This is a genomic window from Pectobacterium jejuense, from assembly GCF_026800125.1.
GTDB lineage: Bacteria > Pseudomonadota > Gammaproteobacteria > Enterobacterales > Enterobacteriaceae > Pectobacterium > Pectobacterium jejuense.
The window spans coordinates 69,660-82,905 of the sequence record NZ_JAPQKX010000006.1; the positions used below are offsets into that span (position 1 = coordinate 69,660).

At 46.9% G+C, this 13,246-nt stretch carries 18 protein-coding genes; 1 reads left to right on the plus strand and 17 read right to left on the minus strand.

Annotation, left to right across the window (positions count from 1 at the left end; translation table 11 throughout):
- Nucleotides 1-53: 53 nt before the first annotated feature.
- Genes NXT09_RS12465 through NXT09_RS12485 form a run of 5 tightly spaced genes read right to left on the minus strand, consistent with a single transcriptional unit; the run spans nt 54 to nt 2,011 of the window.
- Nucleotides 54-713, minus strand: coding sequence for a PFL_4703 family integrating conjugative element protein (locus tag NXT09_RS12465; RefSeq protein WP_268579879.1), 660 nt, complete (start codon nt 711-713; stop codon nt 54-56).
- Nucleotides 710-1,072, minus strand: a complete 363-nt coding sequence (locus tag NXT09_RS12470; RefSeq protein WP_268579880.1) for a TIGR03750 family conjugal transfer protein — start codon at nt 1,070-1,072, stop codon at nt 710-712. Before NXT09_RS12470 ends, NXT09_RS12465 begins: the two co-directional genes overlap by 4 nt.
- Before the next feature lie 9 nt (nt 1,073-1,081).
- The gene (locus NXT09_RS12475; RefSeq protein ID WP_268579881.1) at nt 1,082-1,423 is read right to left on the minus strand and encodes a TIGR03745 family integrating conjugative element membrane protein; all 342 of its coding nucleotides are present in this window, start codon (nt 1,421-1,423) and stop codon (nt 1,082-1,084) included.
- A 26-nt stretch (nt 1,424-1,449) separates the two neighbouring features.
- Complete coding sequence (locus tag NXT09_RS12480) at nt 1,450-1,689, minus strand: TIGR03758 family integrating conjugative element protein (protein ID WP_119871475.1); 240 nt, start codon at nt 1,687-1,689, stop codon at nt 1,450-1,452.
- 1 nt (nt 1,690) lies between these two features.
- Complete coding sequence (locus NXT09_RS12485; RefSeq protein ID WP_268579882.1) at nt 1,691-2,011, minus strand: integrative conjugative element protein, RAQPRD family; 321 nt, start codon at nt 2,009-2,011, stop codon at nt 1,691-1,693.
- A 134-nt stretch (nt 2,012-2,145) separates the two neighbouring features.
- Between NXT09_RS12485 and NXT09_RS12490 the strand changes: the two genes are divergently transcribed.
- On the plus strand, nt 2,146-2,685 hold the full coding sequence (locus tag NXT09_RS12490; protein WP_119871473.1) for a hypothetical protein: 540 nt from the start codon (nt 2,146-2,148) through the stop codon (nt 2,683-2,685).
- Nucleotides 2,686-2,826: 141 nt separating this feature from the next.
- Here the strand turns inward: NXT09_RS12490 and NXT09_RS12495 are convergent, their stop codons facing one another.
- The 12 genes from NXT09_RS12495 to NXT09_RS12555 form a co-directional block, all read right to left on the minus strand.
- Nucleotides 2,827-3,021 (minus strand): hypothetical protein, encoded by a 195-nt coding sequence (locus NXT09_RS12495; protein ID WP_039313272.1) that lies wholly within the window; start codon nt 3,019-3,021, stop codon nt 2,827-2,829.
- 22 nt (nt 3,022-3,043) lie between these two features.
- Nucleotides 3,044-3,799, minus strand: a complete 756-nt coding sequence (locus tag NXT09_RS12500) for a TIGR03747 family integrating conjugative element membrane protein (RefSeq protein WP_268579883.1) — start codon at nt 3,797-3,799, stop codon at nt 3,044-3,046.
- Between the two features lies 1 nt (nt 3,800).
- Nucleotides 3,801-5,876: a type IV conjugative transfer system coupling protein TraD gene (gene traD / locus NXT09_RS12505; RefSeq protein WP_268579884.1), complete on the minus strand. Its 2,076-nt coding sequence runs from the start codon at nt 5,874-5,876 to the stop codon at nt 3,801-3,803.
- Complete coding sequence (locus NXT09_RS12510; RefSeq protein WP_268579885.1) at nt 5,873-6,433, minus strand: hypothetical protein; 561 nt, start codon at nt 6,431-6,433, stop codon at nt 5,873-5,875. Before NXT09_RS12510 ends, traD begins: the two co-directional genes overlap by 4 nt.
- Entirely contained in the window at nt 6,417-7,040 is a 624-nt protein-coding gene (locus NXT09_RS12515; protein WP_268579887.1) for a restriction endonuclease, read from the minus strand. The genes NXT09_RS12510 and NXT09_RS12515 overlap by 17 nt, the downstream gene beginning before the upstream one ends.
- Nucleotides 7,037-7,558 carry an integrating conjugative element protein gene (locus tag NXT09_RS12520; protein WP_268579888.1) on the minus strand — a complete coding sequence of 174 codons (522 nt, stop codon included), beginning with the start codon at nt 7,556-7,558 and terminating at the stop codon, nt 7,037-7,039. Before NXT09_RS12520 ends, NXT09_RS12515 begins: the two co-directional genes overlap by 4 nt.
- Complete coding sequence (locus NXT09_RS12525; protein WP_268580037.1) at nt 7,559-8,143, minus strand: lysozyme family protein; 585 nt, start codon at nt 8,141-8,143, stop codon at nt 7,559-7,561.
- Nucleotides 8,143-8,856 carry a TIGR03759 family integrating conjugative element protein gene (locus NXT09_RS12530; RefSeq protein WP_268579889.1) on the minus strand — a complete coding sequence of 238 codons (714 nt, stop codon included), beginning with the start codon at nt 8,854-8,856 and terminating at the stop codon, nt 8,143-8,145. The genes NXT09_RS12525 and NXT09_RS12530 overlap by 1 nt, the downstream gene beginning before the upstream one ends.
- Before the next feature lie 9 nt (nt 8,857-8,865).
- Nucleotides 8,866-9,741 (minus strand): hypothetical protein, encoded by an 876-nt coding sequence (locus tag NXT09_RS12535; protein ID WP_268579890.1) that lies wholly within the window; start codon nt 9,739-9,741, stop codon nt 8,866-8,868.
- 278 nt (nt 9,742-10,019) lie between these two features.
- A complete protein-coding gene (locus tag NXT09_RS12540; protein WP_268579891.1) occupies nt 10,020-10,718 on the minus strand; it encodes a DUF2786 domain-containing protein in 699 nt (232 codons plus the stop codon).
- 506 nt (nt 10,719-11,224) lie between these two features.
- Complete coding sequence (locus NXT09_RS12545) at nt 11,225-11,689, minus strand: hypothetical protein (RefSeq protein ID WP_268579892.1); 465 nt, start codon at nt 11,687-11,689, stop codon at nt 11,225-11,227.
- Between the two features lie 320 nt (nt 11,690-12,009).
- Nucleotides 12,010-13,212 (minus strand): conjugal transfer protein TraF, encoded by a 1,203-nt coding sequence (locus NXT09_RS12555; protein ID WP_268579893.1) that lies wholly within the window; start codon nt 13,210-13,212, stop codon nt 12,010-12,012.
- Nucleotides 13,213-13,246: the final 34 nt, after the last annotated feature.

Below are 13,246 nucleotides of genomic sequence, written 5' to 3' on the forward strand. Positions count from 1 at the left end.
CAATGCCAGTAAACCGCGCTGAAAAAGTCGCTGAGCTGTGGAAGGTTTCATTTTCACTGCATCATCCCCTTTTTCTTCTCTGGCTGAGGCTGATGTGAAATTTCCAGACGCTGCGGCATACCGTCATAACAATCCAGTGCCAGACCAAACGGGTTACGCTCTGCATCCCCATCCCAACGGACAACTTTTAGCGGGTAACGCACCAGTACCCGTTTAACAGGTTCGGTGTGGTAATACTCATCGGTCACCAAATCCAGACGGACAACCCAGTTATCACGGCTGATAACATCCACACTCTCCGCGCTGTATCCACGTCCGGGGATCTCGTAAACCACACGAACACGATCCAGGAGCTCGTTACCAAGGGAGCGCTTTTTCGCGTCTGCATTCAGAAAATCCAGACAGGATGGCGTCAGGTACGGGGATAGTCTAAATATCTTGCTGGGATAATCCTGTTCGCCATTTTTTGGCCAGGCATTCAACTGCTGGAAAATATAAAACGCGAAACTGTACACAGTAGGTGCCGGCACTTCCCACCAGGGCTTGGTACTACCCGCCCGGAGGTCTGGAGGGTTGTGAACCGTCAAATTGCTGGGTGCCTGCATCCAGCCGAGTATCGTGACCAGTAGCAGGACAACCAGAACACCACAAGCCATACGTAATGTCAGGATATGCTGATCACGATTTCTCACCGCGTTACGATAAATACTCATGATCGTCCCTTAGCGTGGCTACGGCGTAATGACCATCCTTGAGAGTGAATAATCAACGTCTCATCCCCTACACCAATACGTCTTTTCTTTTCCCCCAATTTTTGCCAGATATAATTCTCAGGTTTACCGCGTTTAATTCGGGCTATCCAGTTACCACCGAAACCAACTGCCAATAAAGGAGTCAATAACATTCCTGTCGGGACAATGACCCATCCAGCAAGAGGAATAAGGAAGACGGACCACAGGAGGCCAGCAAGAATCCCAAACAACGCGGCAAGCCCCAACTCTGGTGTGGTAAATCCTCGAAATGCCACGGGTTCGGCATTCAGGCGATCGGGTAAAAAAGGAATGGTCAGCATGCCGCCACCTTACAAAATAATGTTGGCAGATTTACCCAGCAACCAGATAATGAGGACAAGCAAGAGAGCCCCCACTACGACGATAGCGCCGAATTTTGTCCAGCTTGCACGTTCATTGCGAACCTCAGTAAAGGTATGACCAGCAGCAATCGCAACATTAATAAACATAATGGCCGCGACCAGCAGCCCACCCAGAGTAATGCCATCTTGTAGATAGCCTTTGAGCTGCCCCATCATTCCTGAACCAGCACTGGATTGTGGAGCCTCAATGCCGGGCAAAGCAGCAAATGCGGATTGGCATAACACGCTAATGTAGAACAAGAACGCGATAAGACGGCGAAGCATAAACATGGATAAATTCCTTTGTGTAGACAAAATTAACTGGCAAACATCCAAATACTGATAACCAATAAGATCACAGCTCGTAATACAAACCTGCCCAACGCAGCATCCCTGACTTTCTCGTTAGCCCACCCATTCCAGACGTCACTTAATGCCCAGGCAGCCCACAAAAACAGCGAGGCCAGCAGAAAGCCGATACAGATGAGGCTGAGTATTTGGGGATCGAAACCAGATGCTGATTTAAAGGCTGAAGACTGTGCGGCAGTCATAGACATATCAGGGACTCTCCCGACGGTAGTTCCCCGCAATAGAACTGGCTTCCCGAGGTTGTGCCCGGGATGGTGCCAAGTAGGTATCGATACCCGCTCTGATGGCATTCAAATCCGCAGTAATGCGTTGATAGTCGAAGTGGTATCGGGCACGATCGGCGGGGTCAGATTGCGCAGCGACAACGCGAGCTCGTTCCAACGACGCCTGAACCTGATCGAGTAGGCGTTGTGTGCTGGCTAGCTCGTCTTTCTCTGATGCATTCGCCGCATGAGTAAACAGCAATGAAGCACCTATCAGACAAGCAAGCCGGGCTGAGGGAGAAAACATGCACACCTCACAGTGAGTTGACGGTGCACATAGGATGAGGAATCAGGGAGGGTTGGTCAGCGATAAACTCTATCTGCGATGTCTAAAATTTATGATGAAATATATACCTATACATTCATGCAACAGGAACTAACATGGATTCTATTAACAATTCGGCATTTTATGCATCACTAGCCATTCCACTTTTATCTGTAGCATATATAGCCTTACTATCATTTATGCTAAACGACATATTTCAATCCATCAAAAGACGCAAGTGTAAGGAGACTATCAAGAAGTCAATCAATGCGGGGATAATGAAAAATGAAGATATTTATCTTTTAGCTGAACGATGGGGTGTAAAACGAGAAAAAATATCTAGCGTGCTTAATCTTATTCTCAGTGACTATCTTAACGAAAAAGATTGTCCTGATGAGCCGTTAGGAAAAATCAGAAACCTTATCGTTTGGCATCAAGAGAATGATCCTTTCGCGGATCTTCCTGAAAACATTAAATTACAGCTATTACATTTGCAAAAAAAGACAGACACTGATCATGCTGGTATTCTACAATTATCTAAGTCGCTGAATGAAATATATTTATCAAATCAACGAAAAGCAAAACGTGAGCAAAGAATCTCAATAGTCAGTCTTTTAATAGGGTTGATAGGTTTGTTTTATGGGTTCATAAAATAGAGGCGTACACTCTCCCTTGATTCTCAATGTAATATTCATAGGGATTCTCTGCACATTCTATAGGCACTGACGCGCCGCAAGCGGCTTGCCTGCTGACGAAGGCACACAAAAGCAAGTTTTGTATGCCTTCGTCCAGCTCAATTAAGAGACACTCATCTTCTGAAAAAGAGGATCTGCGCCAATAAATACCTCATCTGGAATATCAACCCATTCTTCCCGCAGAATATCGAATTCACCTTCATTCCAGTATCGCAGGAACATCTTGCATTCATCCGCATCCAGCTCCAGCGCAAACTGAATAGCAGCGACAGCCGCCTGACAGGATCCATCACTCATTACCGTCTATCCTCTTCTAAAATTAAAGATATTTTTTAAATGTGGCCGTCGTTACTGTAATTGCAGTACCAAATAGCAATGCTGCAGGTAACAGTAATAAATTAGGGTAAACAGCCATCGGCCAGGACAAATACAGCATAGCGGGCACATAAAACGCGGGTTTCACCAGACGTTTGGCATGGTGATAGAGAAAACTGGATTCATAGCCAGCACCAAAGCGTCGCAAGTCACGACGCCCCAGTCCTTCAACAGTGGCAACAATTACCACCATCGCAAACAAGGGTATCGAGAGAACCAGGATGGTGACCCTAACCAGGGTAACTACCGTGACATAGACAGTAGCCAGCAAATATTCCCGCAATGATTGTGCCAGCCAACCACTCCAGGCGTTTAAGCTACGACTGAGCTCACTATGACTGTCTGCCTGCATCTGATATTGGTTACTAACCCAATCCATAAAGCCACTGTTGATAAACGCCCAGTGATAGCCAGTGTTGATCCAATGGATTACGGTGACAGAGGGCTCGGAAAACAACAGACTACGTTTGAATTCTGACGATAAATAGCCCAGTTCAGTGTTCATTACCTGCTGACTGTGTGCAGCTCCTTCTGTTGGCCAGAAGAATGCAATACCCACGTACTCAATCAGCAGACTCAACAATAATGAGCCCAGAATGATACCAATCAACTTCCATGGCCAGCCCCACAATACGTTATAAAGTAATCCATGTTGCCGCTCTGGCTTTTGTGGGGAGGGATTACGCGCAGGTTCAGCCATATTACTCCCCCCCGACTGAACTACCGTTCCACCATCCCTCACTGGATCGGTAGTTACGGCGCATCTCTGTGGCGACAGCCTGCAAATTGGCTGGCATCATTGCATCATTCAAATCATTCGCCGGCAGTGGCATCCTGATTTTCCACAACTGGCCACCTTCAAGCAGGGCGAACGCCTGGCCTTTAGGCAGGCTGACGACATCAGACGGTTCAATCAGTGGAGTTTTTATCGTGCCGACACGGTCCTGTGTGCTTGAAGTAAAATCCTGTCCAGTCTCAACATTAGCCGTATCCGAGTGACCGGAAACCAACGTTTTACTGTAGATCTCAACCTGCGGCAGCTGCGTCGTAAGCAATTCTGCGGTTTTGTTGTCCCGGACACGCAGCATGATCAGTGTATTGAAGTTACCAATGACCTGAGCCGTTTTCGCAGCATTGCCGATACGCGCTTCGATATCCGATGACGTTTGCGTATAGGCGGTTACTTGAACACCGGCGCCACCGCCCTTGTTTATCAACGGAATGAATTCATCGCCCATAAGTTCATTGAATTCATCGCAGTGCAGGTTGATAACAGCCTTTTCCTCTTTCTGTTGCGGGAGCCCGGCATTAATTCCATGTTTATAAATATGGCCAGCAACGCTGACAAGGTCGGCAAACATGCTGTTCCCCACAGCAGTACCAACTTCACTATCTGTAAGGGCGTCCAGACCGATATACACAACGCCCCGTTTGCGAACAATTTGTTCCCAATCAAAAATGGGCCGTGAGTCATGCATATCCAGATAGTCCGGCGACAAAAGGGACGCCGTTTTACCCGTCGTCAGTTTTTCCAGTAGTGGCAGAAGGGAGGCAACAATTTTGTCGAAATAGGTTCGGTCATAGCGAACCGCGCTACGCAGACCATCGAGAATCGGATCATAGAGTGCCTTGCCAGCTTCAGAGCTTAATGCAACTTCTATCGCCCAGATGCCAACGCTATTAGGCTGGCCCTGCATATTTCGGGGAACATCTTCATCAGAGAGTACCCCTAGGTTATTACGTATCTGCAGTTGTAGCTCGGGCAGCTCTTCTTCAATGATTTTCTCAGCATAGCGCAGATACAGGTCCGCAATATTGTTGACGTAACGCATAATCAACGTGTAATCAGGCCGTTCACCCAATGCAACCAGAGCTCTGGCTACAATGTTTACGAAACGCCACGCGAACTCCTTAAACGCCGCACTGTTACCCTCCCCAGCCAATTGCCCTGAGATACGTGATGCCACTTCAGAAACGCGCCCAAATCTTCCGACCGCATTGTAGCGTGCTGATATCTCAGGCCAGCCCAGATGGAAAATATAAAGCGAATCACCTCGCCCAGCTCGATGTGCTTCAGCCCATACACGACGTAATAAATCAGGATCGCCTTTTGGATCAAAAACGATCGTCACATCACCACGGCGGATATCCTGGGTAATAAACAGTTCGGCCAACCGTGTTTTTCCAACACGAGTCGTACCCAAAACAATGGTATGCCCGGGGCGATCAGCCAGTGGTATGGTGACATCCACTTCATCCGGTTCAATACCATGCAAAACCGGCTTCCCGCCAACAGGTGGCAAAGGTCGTACTGGGTTCAGCGGAGAATCGACGCTTAACAACCTGGTAAGCCAAGGCAAACTGTGTTCTGACACATTCTCCAGTTTACGAGCTGCCTGATATAACGTTGATGGCTGAATGTAGCGTTCTACTTCCGGACGTAGCGTGTCACGCAGCCGCTGAGTGTGTTTCTGCGTCCACATAAATCCCTTACCGATAAACAACCGCCGTTTACTGACTGGTATTTGCTTACTACTCATAACGTAACGCGGTAGTCGTCGTAAATTACGCCGGTAACGCAGTACCTTCATTCCCTGGCGGGTTCGTACCATGGCCAGAACAGCAAATCCACCGGCCGTCACATAACTGACAGACGGGGCCAGAGCTATCGCCCAGGGCGCTTGTATACAGACAAATGCGGCTGTGGCAGAGACTGCGGCTGTATTCAACTCAACGGCTGGCCGTAGCAGTGCCTCAATGACATAACGATCGCTCATTGGTTTTTTCTCCCTGTGAACCGCCGCCACCAAGGAAGTTTCTTATGTTCTGGCGTCCGGTCATCCTCCCCCCACGTCGGTGATGCTAACGACAGATCCCAGTTCTGTTTTGCGGAGACGGATCCACCGTGACCATATCCATATACGCCTCTACTCATCTTATGGGACAGCCAGAAACGATAAAGTCCCTCAATGCACATTGAGATAAGGACGAGAAGACAATAAAAGCTATAAACACTTTTAAGATCTTGATGAATAACTTCTGATAATGGCATCGGTTTATTCACGCAATTGCTAATTGTCATTTTTGTAGGCAATTCCACACAGTGTTTTTTATTCATATATCCAGAAGGAGCGGATTGATATGCTTGTGCCCGAGATGACAATGCATCTGAATAAAGTGGCTCTAAACCACCCGTCAATGAGCCCATCATGAGAAATAAAAATAATAATGAGCCAACGATAAGGCTCGGCCACATAATCAACACGCGATAAAACATAATACTAATCTCTTTTACCAATAGCTTTGCATACCAGTAATTAATGGAAACTTTCATATTTTCTACCTTTTAAGTTTATCCAAATCGGATTGCCGGCCAACAATGCCAGTAATTGCTGACCGCTGATGATATGAAGGGGAAAAGTCCTGTTATGATTTGACGTTGTGAACTGCTTGCTTTTAGCCCCAGTACGTCCGGTATGAATAAATAGTCCGCAACACCGATGCTGTATCAGTAATGCCGAGAACGCAGCGACGTGCGCGGGATCTATTGCTCTGCTATAGCGTTTTGCCTGGATTAACCAACGTTGTCCTTCAATAAAGACTTGCCCATCCAATCCGCCGTCACCGCTGTATGATGCATTGCGAATCACCTTTAATCCCTGACGCTCCATTGCCAGTAAAAGGAGTTCTTCGAACACATACGGATTAACACGACGGAGATAGGAAAAACGCTGCGCATCGCCTGCCAAAGTAGGGAGTCTTTTTAACAAGCGTTCGGCCGTTTTACGATAACGCCGATGGCGACGCACGCTAGCTTTGCCACGCCAGCGGAATAACATGCTTATAACGGCAACAGTAAGAATGAAAAAAAGAATAGGCACAACAATCAAGGTAGGGTCTGCAATCACAGCCTCAGCCAGATATGGACGCTGTGGGATCATGGTTGTACCTCTGAAGATACAGAGGTCTCCGTGATCAGCGCGGGATAATGTCGCAATTGTAATCGGCGAGCTAACTCACCACCTGACGCAGGAGCCATCTGCACATCAGGAACCAGCGTTCGCAGGGACTGAACCTCTACCATATCCGTTACATTGACGATTAAGCCAACCGCCTGCATTTGGCCCAATTTTGCAGCATTCATCTGTAACCAGGAACGTGACACCGGATCGTCTCCAACGAGAAATAACGCACCAATTCCAGGCAAATTCAGCGTTCTTGACGCTTCAATACCAACAGTCAGTTCTGGTGTCAGCACCGGCAGCATAGCTCCCTCTCCTGGCTGACCTTTCCAGGTGCGGATTTCAGTATTATTGGCTTCGTTATTGTCCTGGCGGTTAATACCATCAAAGAACGATGCGGTATCTTTCCCTCCCAAATCGGCGACAACATTCAGTTCTGCATGAACAAAGAACGGGATCGCCAGAAAACACAGCGCAGATGCAGAAATAATTTTCATTTATTTGACACTCCGGGGTTCGATCCAGACAAGTTGAGTGGTAGGAGTAATCTCAGGAAGATGGGAAGCTGTCGAAGGTTCAATCATGGCCAATTTGCGCTGCACCGCAGAAATGTATCTGGCAGCCGGAGCACCGCCGGCTGGATGGTGGTAGCAACCAACAGCACGTAGCCAACTGCCCGGTTTTCTCTCGTAGCATTCACGTAGAATTTGTGCTGAAACATTCAGATTGGTGTAGGGTTCAAACGCCTCCCAGGAGTTTGCAAAACGACGACCGTTCCAACCCCAGTTAACCTGCCCTAATCCAACATCAATGTTTTTATGTGGAACCGTCTTCAGAAAACGTTGTAGTGCCTGCCAGGCTTCCAGCCGGCTGTCATATTGATAGCTTCTCCCCTGAACATTCAGACTCCAGGGCCAGGGGCGAATGCCATGAGGCAGCTTGCGGCTAGACTCCTGTAATGATTGTGCATAAAACAGTTCAGGCGGAACCTGATGTAAATACGCAACACGCTGATACCCGTCAGGCACCGGTTGTCGTGATGCGTTAACACTGGAAGAAAAAATGCTGAATATAACCAGCATCAGAAGGCAGCGACACGCCATCCACTTTCTCCCTGCTGCAACAACACTGGCATCAGTCCATTACCAAAGCGAATCCAACGACCGCCATCATGGTTCAATGTGATTTGACGATTACGCACGCGTTCTACTGAGATATTGCGCTCTCTGGCCCATTCACGCAGTTTGTTATCATCCCCACCGCTATCGACCAGATAGATATCAACCGGGCGATCATCCGCCAGAACGGCCGCGAGACGTGAATTACAGTTGCCGCAATCCTTGGATTTCACAAATAACGCCAATCGACCACCGTTATCGTGTGCGACACCGCCCGCATTACCCATGTTGACTGGCAATGCATTCGGATAAATGCGCCCCCAGGCAGCATCCACCTCACGCTGAAATTTCAAAATCTTTTCAGTTCGCTGAAATTCTTCTTTAACCCACTTCTCTGCTAACTGCCGCCGCTCTGCATCGCTGCGAGCTTCAATACCCAGGGTGGTTAACGGATCCAATCCCGGCGACTGGATACCAGTTTTCCCCCGGATCATGTCCTGATATCGAGCCCATTCTTCATCTGTCAGCCCCCACTGTGTCGACTGAAGGTGAGATAACCCCTGATCAACAACTCGAGTTTGTGAATTCGACTCAGGTGTAACATGAATGCTGGTATTGACGGACGCATGTGCCATTCCTGCCAAAGCAAGCATCAGCGCCATTGCTTTCACTTTCATAACGGTTCCTTACTGCAATGTGAGAATTTGAGATTTCCCATTAACCAAAAAATGCGCCTGATTTCCGTCAATGCTGGCTAACGTCCAGCCATTAACCGATTCGCCAGGCGTTAGCATTCGTATATCTGACCAGCGATTGCTTGCTGAATGAGGGATGATGACGGCATATTGCTGCCCTCCCCGATGCTCAATACTGGTTAATGCAAAAGGGGCGGGAACGGGTTTAATTACCCGTTGAGGCTTTTTTGCAGGGGTAGCCTTCTGCTTTTGCGGCGCTAACTTTTCAAACCTGTTTTGCCAGTCAGAGGCTAAAGAGGAAATACGTTTATCCTGTGCATCTGCTGTTCCCTGCAGATCATTAATACGCTGTTCAAGGTGTGCTAGCCGTTCAGGAATAGCTGATTGCCCTTCCGCGCTTTTAATGTACTGATTCAGCTTTTCATCTAGTGTGCGAGCCTGGCTCTGCTGAGACTGGCGGAACGTATCGAACTCCTGCACAGTAATAAATTCACTCCGAAGCTCGCCAACTTTAATTTTCAATTCTTGTATCTCTGTCGGCAATTGCTGAAGCTGGCCACGCCGAAATGCGGCATCCAGCGAGTCCAACTGGACACTCTGCTGTTGAACGATCAGGAAAAGCACGACAGAAAGACCTAGCGGAACAAAAAATAAAACGGCAAGCAGGCTTTTAAAGAGCCAGGAGTGCCGCGAATTTTCCTTATCCGCAGATTCTTCTTTATTGAAGAGTCCCATGCGCCGCGCGGCGACGTCTGCAGAGGAAGTCTTGGCGTAATGTGCGTTGACCTCTTCAGCAAACGGATCATCTTCTTGAGCTTCGGATAAAGGGGGAATAATGGTGTCTGTAACGGAGGACTCAGTTGTCATGCCTCAAATCCTTGCCTTTGGTTAACGGTTTTCGGCATTACTTTGCAAAAACCGAGAACCAGAAACGACAAAAAACTGAATATTGGTGATGAGAAATTTAGCGTTTGTAAAAGAAGTACTCATCTATTCTAAAGCATTCTTCTGGCGTTCTATTTCCGCCTCAGAATCAATCTTAGCCTGACATTTTTCCCCAATATAATTAGCTTCATAATGCGATCAGTTTAATAAAAACAACAACAAGTGACATAGTTTCTTTCATTTATTAAAGCCACCTCTAATCAACGTTCAATACCTATTATCGACTTCCCTGCGACAGCCTGGTGCAGTCGAGCATCTTTACCTGAGTGATAGCCGGCGTGATATGCATTATCATCGCCGCGACAGCTTTTCGCTTCCCGGCTTTTAAGTTCGCCAAACCCCTCGGAGATCTGTTTGTAATACAGTGACATTAATTGTTGCTCTTCTGATTCAACAGTAAACCGGCTAATGGCATTCCGAGCTCCGCTCACCCAGCCTGCACAAAATTGATCTGCACGATTGGTTTTAGTAGTGCGTTTGATACGCTTATTTTGTGAGGCAATAAACTCACTACGGGCTTTAATCAACTGAACGCTCAATACGTCGAACCCGTATGCAGCAATCTGTGGTCGTTCTGTCGGACCGTAGAATGCAACAGAACGTCGATGCTTCCGCGTCCATGTGTAATAACAATGCACACCGAATGCATAACACAGCATGTTTGCCAAACTGACCACGTATTCTGGGAGTTTTTTCGCATCAGACGGGCAATACTCACTCTGAAATTCCTTAATCGACTTCAGATCGATGTCCAACTCGCTCAGGCCAAATTTATGCATTAGATTCTGGGCCTGGCTAATAGCATTAGCAGCCTCATGCTCATTCGTGCTGCGTTTTGCTAAATGGAGGAGTTTTTGAATTTTCTCCATGTATTTTTCTTTTTCTTCTTCATCACTCATACTTCCCCCCCCGACATTATTGTCGTTAATTTATTTAATAATGATTTTATTTTAACTAAACTTTTTTTCCTGCATAGAAAAGCTATAATAATGATTAATGCACCAAGCCAACACAGGCAGTTGATAAAAACCTCTACGATGGAGTTCAAATTTTTTATTAAATCAGAATCACCTTCCGAACCACTAAAAAAACAAGCATAAGAAAAGAAAAAACAAGAATCACCACACCCAAGCAAAGTATATTCGCTCGAAGAATTTCTCTAATCTGATATGGAAGCGCTGAGCCCCACCGTTTTTAATCCATAAATAGACAGCAGCAGTAATAAGACTAAGTAGTATAATGCCTATCATTCGCTTCGCTCCTATATTTACTTTCCAGCCATAACTTTACTTAACTAACTACCTATAACAAATAAAAAAAGAACAAATATTAATATAAAATCCACAAAATCCATTATTAACCCCCAAAATCTTTCTTCAGCCACTCATTTATTAACGTTTTAATTTTATTTAGCCCTGTATTTTTTCAACGCTTCTTTATAACTGGCCTTAGCTGCTTTCTTTGTTTTGCTCCACTCACCGTAAATGCTTGAATCCTGATAATTCCCGTACCGATACATACGCCATTCCCCGCGACTACTATCGTAGTCAATGCGTGGAGTGTTGATACCCAACCATTCAGCAAAATCTCTATGCCCATAATCGGCATCAAGATACTCCTGCCAATTTCTCTTTGCTTTGGCTTGTCTGGTGTTAATTTTCGGTGGGGTATAATCAACAATATCACCGTAAACAATGCCATCTGTCGGGTGATAACGGTCAGGTGGAGAATTAGGAGCATCATCGAGTACAACGCCGATATACTGGCCAAAATCACGCACTATTGTTCCAGGATGGCCATATGCAATAACACGCCGCCCAACGCAGGCATTAACGCCGTAGTGCTGATTGACGTAATCAAATGCGCTCATTTAATTGGCCTCGATTTGTAGAGATGAACCCATGCAATGATTTCATCAAGTTGTTTGCTGTCCAATTCAGCACAGTTCGCGTAGATCGCTGCAGCAACCAGCCCCTGTTTTTTTCCGTTGTGGACCCAATACCCAGTTTACAATCTATTCCTTGCTGTCCGTCATCAGTCAACACTCTCCTACCGCGACAAGTCACAAACTGTTTAGCGTTTATTCCCACCGTCTTATCCCTCATTTCAAGTTGCGTGTACGTTGGTTCCATACAGTTGATGAAATAATTCACAGAAGGGGCTATTCATAGATAGCCCCTTCTTCAGCAATCAGAATGTGAACGTCAATTGAGCAACAGCACCATATGTTCTGTCTGTTCCCGCCATGCCGGTGATATCCAGATGTACGACATCAAACGGAGACAAACCAATGCCAGCAGTAAAATAGGAGTTATCACTGTCATGAATATCAGTACGATACCCTGCGCGCAGTTGCGCCCATTTCCAGGCATTCAGTTCGCCACCTACACTGACAAACTGGCTGTCTTTATCAGAGTTAAAACGACTGGCGGGTGTCAGATCGACATCAAGCGCAGTGGTAAAGAAACCGTTGCTGTATGCCGTTCCCAGCGTTGCCTGAGGCTTGATTTTGAACGTGTCTTTGACGCCGTTGACTTCTTTCGTCTCGATGCTGCGTGCAACCAGATTCTGGCCAACCAAACCAACCATCCAGTTATCGTTCAGATTGGTTGAAAAACCGACATCTACGTTGGCGCCCGTTTTATCGTTACGATAGTTGCCACTACGAAAATCCGAGCTGTCATAGTTATTGATCGCAACGTTGTAATTGAATGTATAGACGCGTTGTATTTTCGGTGTAATACCAGCAGAGAACTCGAGTCCGCCGACGTTAAATTCACGTGCCATCGCAACACCAACATCTGCAACGACAGCGGCACGGCCATTGGCAGATGATGTTAACGAACTCAAATCTGAGCCGTTTGCAGTACCATTTGACACCCCATCAAGCCACTGGAGATCGCTATCTGTCACGTTGGTTTTGACTGTTGCCGTTCCCCACGCCTTAGCAACGACGGCAAATGGCAGAACGCTATTGGGAACAGCAGCAACCGTTGACGCACCGGCATGCGCCTTAGCATGGCTTCCAGAAAAGTCTTGTAATGATCCACGCAGCGTTGACGCAGCTAAACTGGCATCTCCGCCGGCACTAACGATACGCTCAAACGATTTCCAATCATTGTCGATACGGTCGACCCCATCCTGCAGATTATCCGGGTCTGAAACCTGAGCGCCCACTGCAGGCAAAATCAGACTAAAGTCATCTGACTTATCAAATTTCGTCAGCAGCGCGGGGTTTACCAGAGCAGCTGCGCTGTAGTGCGAGGAAGCAACACCGGTTCCGCCCATAGCATCACCGCGAGCTTCAGTCCATGTTCCAGCCGCATTAGCTGAAGCAGCAATTGCACTGATCCCCGCAATAATAAAACTGCGTGTAATTAATGAATGTTTCATTCTTCATTCCTATTATGGAGGTTAAATATTTATG